Annotated in this window: 6 protein-coding genes; all 6 read left to right on the plus strand. The window is 66.6% G+C overall.

Annotation, left to right across the window (positions count from 1 at the left end):
- The first annotated feature begins 57 nt into the window (after positions 1-57).
- Complete coding sequence (locus tag ACE3P6_RS06220) at positions 58-888, plus strand: MurR/RpiR family transcriptional regulator (protein WP_374392792.1); 831 nt, start codon at positions 58-60, stop codon at positions 886-888.
- Between the two features lie 72 nt (positions 889-960).
- Complete coding sequence (gene iolC, locus ACE3P6_RS06225; protein WP_374392795.1) at positions 961-2871, plus strand: 5-dehydro-2-deoxygluconokinase; 1911 nt, start codon at positions 961-963, stop codon at positions 2869-2871.
- Positions 2868-4694 (plus strand): 3D-(3,5/4)-trihydroxycyclohexane-1,2-dione acylhydrolase (decyclizing), encoded by a 1827-nt coding sequence (iolD, locus tag ACE3P6_RS06230; RefSeq protein WP_374392798.1) that lies wholly within the window; start codon positions 2868-2870, stop codon positions 4692-4694. The genes iolC and iolD overlap by 4 nt, the downstream gene beginning before the upstream one ends.
- Before the next feature lie 10 nt (positions 4695-4704).
- Complete coding sequence (gene iolE / locus ACE3P6_RS06235; protein WP_374392800.1) at positions 4705-5616, plus strand: myo-inosose-2 dehydratase; 912 nt, start codon at positions 4705-4707, stop codon at positions 5614-5616.
- Between the two features lie 10 nt (positions 5617-5626).
- Entirely contained in the window at positions 5627-6433 is an 807-nt protein-coding gene (gene iolB, locus ACE3P6_RS06240; RefSeq protein ID WP_374392802.1) for a 5-deoxy-glucuronate isomerase, read from the plus strand.
- 189 nt (positions 6434-6622) lie between these two features.
- Positions 6623-6775 carry a hypothetical protein gene (locus ACE3P6_RS06245; protein ID WP_374392805.1) on the plus strand — a complete coding sequence of 51 codons (153 nt, stop codon included), beginning with the start codon at positions 6623-6625 and terminating at the stop codon, positions 6773-6775.
- The last annotated feature ends 63 nt before the right edge of the window (positions 6776-6838 follow it).

The raw sequence follows: 6838 nt of genomic DNA on the forward strand, positions 1-6838 counted from the left end.
AACATCCGTTCTGTGTGCTATGCTTGCCGGGATCATGCAACGAAAGCCGGGAAACCCATGTCGGACGCCCTGACCGAACCGCGCGACACGCCTCAGACGGTCGAGGCCTTCCGCGAGCGCCTGCAGGAACTCAACGGCCAGCTTCCGCGCCGGTTGCAGCAATGCGCCGACCATGTCGCCACCCATCTGGATTCTATCGCGCTGTCGACCGTGGCGCAGGTGGCGCAGGGCGCCGGGGTGCCGCCCTCGGCGGTGATGCGGTTCTGCCAGATCATGGGGTTCACCGGCTTTGCCGAGATGCAGCGGCTGTTCCGCGAGGCGTTGTCGCGCGCGGCACCCGACTATGCGACACGGCTGGCAAACCTGAAAGCCGGGGGCGCGGGGCAACCCTCGGCGCTGGTGGCCGAATTCGTCGAAGCCGGGCGGCAGTCGATGGAGGCTTTGGCGCGGGACCTGAACGAAGCGGCCTTGAATCAAGCGGTTGCCACGCTGGCCCAGGCGCGGACCATCCATCTGGCCGGCTTCCGCCGGTCCTTCCCGGTGGCAAGTTACCTGGCCTATGTCTTCGACAAGCTGGGCGTCCCGGCGGTGCTGCATGACGGGGTTGCGGGGCTTGGCCACCGCTCCAGCCTGCAACCGGGCGATGCGCTTCTGGCGATAACCTTCGCGCCCTATTCCGAGGAAACCCTGGCGCTGGCGGCCCATGCCCGCGACCGTGGCCTGCCAGTCGTGGCGTTGAGCGATCCGCCCGCCTCAACCCTGTCCGGGGTGGCCGGGACCATCCTGACCGTGACCGAGATCGACTTCGGCGCCTTCCGGTCGCTGTCGGCGGTGATCGCGCTGGCGCTGTCCCTGGCGGTGGCGGTGGCAGCGCGACGCGAAACTTAGGGCTTCCCCGACTCACGGGAATGGAATAAACGTTCCACCATCAGGCCCGAGTCGGCCGCACGGAGCATGTCCATGTCCCCTGAGAAGACCCTCGACGTGATCACCATCGGCCGGTCGTCGGTCGACCTTTACGGCGCGCAGGTCGGCGGTCGGCTGGAGGATATGGGGTCGTTCCAGAAATACATCGGCGGCTCGCCCACCAACATGGCGGCGGGCACCGCGCGGCTGGGGCTGCGCTCGGCGCTGATCACCCGGGTCGGCGACGAACACATGGGCCGCTTCATCCGGGAAGAGCTGGCGAAGGAAGGCGTCGACGTGCGCGGCGTGAAGACCGACCCGGAGCGGCTGACCGCGCTGGTGCTGCTGGGCATCCGCGACGACAAGCAGTTTCCGCTGATCTTCTATCGGGAAAACTGCGCCGACATGGCGCTGGACGTGGGCGACATCGACGAGAGCTTCATCGCCGAGGCGCGGTCGGTGGTCGCGACCGGCACGCATCTGTCCAACACGAAGACCGAGGCCGCCGTGTTGAAGGCGCTGACGCTGGCGCGCAAGCACGGGCTGCAGACGGCGCTCGACATCGACTACCGCCCGAACCTCTGGGGCCTTTCCGGCCACGGCGACGGCGAGAACCGTTTCATCGAATCCGCCGCCGTCACCGCCAAGCTGCAATCGACGCTGCACCTCTTCGACCTGATCGTCGGCACGGAAGAGGAATTCCACATTGCGGGCGGCTCGACCGACACCATCGCCGCTCTCCGCGCGGTGCGGGCGGTCAGCAAGGCCACGCTCGTCTGCAAGCGCGGCCCGATGGGGGCGGTCGCCTTCACCGGCGCGATCCCCGACTCTTTGGACGACGGCGAGACCGGCCCCGGCTTCCCGATCGAGGTGTTCAACGTCCTCGGCGCGGGCGACGGCTTCATGTCGGGCCTGATCCGGGGCTGGCTGGACAACGAACCCTGGCCCGTCGCGCTGAAATACGCCAATGCCTGCGGGGCCTTCGCCGTTTCCCGCCACGGCTGCACCCCGGCCTATCCGTCCTGGGAGGAGCTGCAGTTCTTCCTCAGGCGCGGCGTCAAGGAAAAGGCCTTGCGCAAGGACCCGGCGCTGGAGCAGGTGCACTGGGCGACCAACCGCCATAAGGACTGGTCGACCATGCGGGTCTTCGCCTTCGACCACCGGATGCAGCTTGAGGCGATGGAGGGTGCGACGCCCGCGAAGATCGGGGCTTTCAAGGAGCTGTGCCTGAAGGCGGCGCTGAAGGTCGCGGATGGCAAGCCGGGCTACGGCATCCTCTGCGACAGCCGTCTGGGCCGCGATGCGCTGTTCCAGGCGGCGGGCACCGGGCTCTGGATCGGGCGTCCGGTGGAATGGCCCGGTTCGCGCCCCCTGACGCTGGAACCCGAGATCGGCCCGGATTTCGGCGGCCTTTCCGAATGGCCGCTGGAACATGTGGTCAAGGTCCTGTGCTTCTATCACCCCGACGACGACGCGGCGACCAGGGCGGCGCAGGAAGACACTGTCCGCCGCCTGTTCCACGCCTGCCGCCGCAACCGGCTGGAGATGCTTCTGGAGATCATCCCGTCGAAGGTCGGCCCTACCGATGACAAGACCAGCGCGGAGATCATCCAGCGGTTCTATGACCTTGGCGTCTATCCCGACTGGTGGAAGCTGGAACCCTTCACCAGTGACGCCGCCTGGGAGAACGCCTGTGCCGAGATCACGAAGAACGATGCCCATGTGCGGGGCATCGTGGTGCTGGGCCTCGACGCGTCCGAGGCCGATCTCTCCGCCTCGCTGGCGCTGGCCGCGAAGCACCCGCTGGTCAAGGGCTTCGCCATCGGTCGCACCATCTTTGGCGATGCCGCGCGCGGCTGGCTGAAGGGTGAGATGACCGATGCCGAAGCCGTCACGATGATGTCCGACCGTTACGCCCGCCTTGGCCAGCTCTGGGACAAGGTGCGCGAGGGAGCAAGCCAATGACCACGATCCGCCTTACCGCCGCGCAGGCCCTTGTCCGCTGGCTTTCGGTGCAGCAGGCCGAAGACGGCAGCCGTTTCATCGAGGGCGTCTGGGCGATCTTCGGCCACGGCAACGTCGCCGGGCTGGGCGAGGCGCTGCACGCCCATCGCGACGTGATCCCCACCTGGCGCGGCCACAACGAACAGACCATGGCCCATGCCGCCATCGCCTATGCCAAGGCGAAAGGGCGGCGGAAGGCGATGGCCGTGACCTCCTCCATCGGCCCCGGCGCCACCAACATGGTCACCGCCGCCGCGCTGGCGCATGTGAACCGCCTGCCCGTCCTCTTCCTCCCCGGCGATGTCTTCGCCAACCGCGCCCCCGACCCGGTGCTGCAACAGATCGAGGATTTCGACGATGCGACCGTGTCGGCGAACGACTGCTTCCGCCCGGTGGTGCGGTACTTCGATCGGATCAGCCGGCCGGAGCATATCCTGACCGCCCTGCCCCGCGCGTTCCGCGTCATGACCGACCCGGCGAATTGCGGCCCGGTCTGCCTTGCCTTCTGTCAGGACACCCAGGCCGAGGCCTATGACTATCCGGTGGACTTCTTCGAGCCGCGCATCTGGCACATCCGCCGCCCCGAACCCGACCAGCGCGAGCTGGAAGCCGCCGTCGCGGCGATCAAGGCCGCCAAGACGCCGCTGATCGTCGCGGGCGGCGGGGTGCTGTATTCGGGTGCCGAGCAGACGCTGCTGGACTTCGCCCGCGCGCACAACATTCCGCTGGTCGAGACGCAGGCTGGCAAAGGCGCGGTGGACTGGGAGGAGAAGCTGCATTTCGGCTCGCCCGGCGTCACCGGCACGGGCTGCGGCAACGAACTGGCGGCAAAGGCCGATCTGGTGATCGGCGTCGGGACGCGGTTCCAGGACTTCACCACCGGGTCGTGGACGGTGTTCTCGAACCCCGGTCGCAAGCTTCTGTCGATCAACATCCACGGCTACGATGCGCACAAGCGCGCGGCGCAACCGCTGGTTTCGGATGCGAAAGTCGCGCTGGAGAAGATCGGCGCGGCCCTTGGGTCACTCCGCTTCGCAGACCCGGACTTCAGCGCGCGGGACAAGTGGTTCCAGACCACCGACGGGTTGTTCGCGGCGCCGAAGGGCAATCAACTGCCCACCGACGCACAAGTCATCGGCGCGGTGGACCGCAACACCGGCAAGGACTCGGTCATCATGTGTGCCGCAGGCACCATGCCCGGCGCGCTGCATGTCCTGTGGCGTGCGGCGCAGGGCGGCTATCATATGGAATACGGCTTCTCCTGCATGGGGTATGAGGTCGCGGGCGCGATGGGGATCAAGATGGCCCAGCCCGAAAAGGACGTGATCTGCATGGTCGGCGACGGCAGCTACATGATGGCCAACAGCGAACTTGCGACCGCCGTGATGATGGGCATCCCCTTCACCGTGGTCCTGACCGACAACCGGGGCTATGGCTGCATCAACCGGCTGCAACAGGCCACCGGCGGGGCGCCGTTCAACAACATGCTGGACGACAGCTATCATGTGAACGCCGCCCATATCGACTTCGTGGCGCATGCCCGGTCGATGGGCGCGAATGTGGTGAAGGCCGCCGGGATCGCCGATCTGGAAGCCGCGATGCAAGGAGCCAAGGCCGCGACGATCCCGACCGTCATCGTGATCGACACCGACCCGATGCCGGGCACCGGGGCGGGCGGGGCGTGGTGGGATGTGGCCGTGCCCGAAGTCTCCACCCGGAAGGAAGTGAACGAGGCCCGCAAGGGCTATGAAGCGGGCACCCGTGCCCAGTGGCTGCTGAACTGAGAGAACGAACATGAGCGTGAAGATCGGGATCTCCCCTATCTCTTGGCAGAACGACGACCTGCCGGACCTGACCGCCGCCTATACGATGGAACAGGCGCTGAGCGAGGCGCGGGAGATCGGCTATACCGGCGTCGAGCGCGGGCGGCGGATGCCCTCCGACACGGCGGGCCTCGGGGCTTACCTGACGGCGAACGGGCTGTCGCTCTGCGGCGGCTGGTGCTCGGGCAACCTCCTGATCAACGATGTGAAGACCGAGATCGAGGCGGTGCGCGCCCAGGTCGAGCAGTTCGTGGCGCTTAAGGCCCCCTGCATCGTCTATGCCGAATGCTCGAACACCGTGCAGGGCAACATCGCGGTGCCGGTGAACGACCGCCCGAAATTCGCGGTCGAGGACGTGCGGGCCTATGGCGCGAAGCTTTCCGAACTGGCGAAATGGATGGCCGACCAGGGCATGACGCTGGCCTACCATCACCACATGGGGTCCTTCATCGAATCCGAAGACGACGTGGACGCGCTGATGGAAGGCTCGACGCCGGAGGTGAAGCTTCTGTTCGACACCGGCCACCTCCTCTTCGGCGGGGCCGATGTGATGCGGGTGCTGGACCGCTGGGCGGAACGGGTCCACCACGTCCACTTCAAGGACATCCGCCCCGAGGTGGTGAAGGACGTCCGCGAGAACCGCCGCAGCTTCCTCGACGCCGTGATCGCCGGGGCCTTCACCGTGCCGGGCGACGGCTGCATCGACTTTCAGGCGGTGACGGACAAGCTGCGCGCGATGGATTACAACGGCTGGATCGTGGTCGAGGCCGAGCAGGACCCGGCCAAGGCACCGCCCTATGAGTATTCAAAACTGGGCTACGAGCATATCGTGAAGCTCTGTGCGGCAAGCGGTCTGGTGATCGACCACTCCCGCCCCTCCTGAAGGAAACCCCATGCCCGACCTCCTGCTCAAACCCACCGGAACCCGCGGCAAGGTGCATGAGGTGACCCCGGCCTCGGCGGGCTGGGGCTATGTCGGCTTCACCCTCTACCGGCTGGAACCGGGCGATGTGGCCGAGGAAGCGACGGGGGGCGAGGAGGTGATCCTCGTGCTGGTCGAGGGCAAGGCGAAGGTCCAGGCCGCCGGGCAGGACTGGGGCGAGATGGGCGCGCGGATGGATGTCTTCGAGAAGACCCCGCCGCATTGCCTGTATGTCCCGAACGGCAGCCAGTGGAAGGCCACCGCGACCACCCCCTGCACCATCGGGGTCTGCAAGGCGCCGGGCAAGGGCAACCATCCGGCCCGAAGGCTCGGGCCGGAGGGGATCACCCTCACCCCGCGTGGGCGCGGGACCAACACGCGGCATGTGAACAACATCGCGATGGAGGCGCTGGACGTGGCCGACAGCCTGCTGGTGACCGAGGTCTTCACCCCGGCGGGGAACTGGTCCTCCTACCCCAGCCACCGGCATGACGAGGACGACTTCCCGAACATGACCTATCTGGAAGAGACCTATTACATGCGGCTGAACCCCGGGCAGGGCTTCGGCATCCAGCGGGTCTATACCGAGGACGGCTCCCTGGACGAGGTGATGGCGGTGAAGAACCACGATGTCACGCTGGTCCCGAAGGGGCATCATCCCTGCGGGGCGCCCTATGGCTATGAGATGTACTATCTGAACGTGATGGCCGGGCCGATCCGCAAGTGGCGGTTCAGGAACGACCCGGACCACGACTGGATCGCGCAGCGCGACGCCTGACTGGCCACGGTGGACATTTGCGGTTTCCTGATCGATTCCAGCAGGTTATCCGTGGGCATTTACCTGGGCTTAACCTTGGGTCGGCCCCATCCCAAGCCCGCCTGCAATCATGACAGGGTTTGTCACTGGAGACTGGGCCCCGTGCGGCGTAAGACAGGCCAGCACCGCCCTTTGCCAATGGAGATGAGAATGAAAACCGCTCTTTCCGCTCTCGCCCTTGCCGCCCTGCTTGGCACCCCTGCTGCTGCGACGCACTACGAGATCAGCGAACACACCACCTCGATCATCGTGCATGTCGAGGCCACGAACGCCACCCACGCCGCGTCCGGGAAGGGCAAGTAGGCGTCGCGCGCACATTCAGGACCGCTCGTCGTGCGCCTTCGGCTTCTCCTCGCCGGGGCAGGA

It is taken from the genome of Tabrizicola sp. (assembly GCF_041911175.1).
Classification (GTDB): domain Bacteria; phylum Pseudomonadota; class Alphaproteobacteria; order Rhodobacterales; family Rhodobacteraceae; genus Tabrizicola.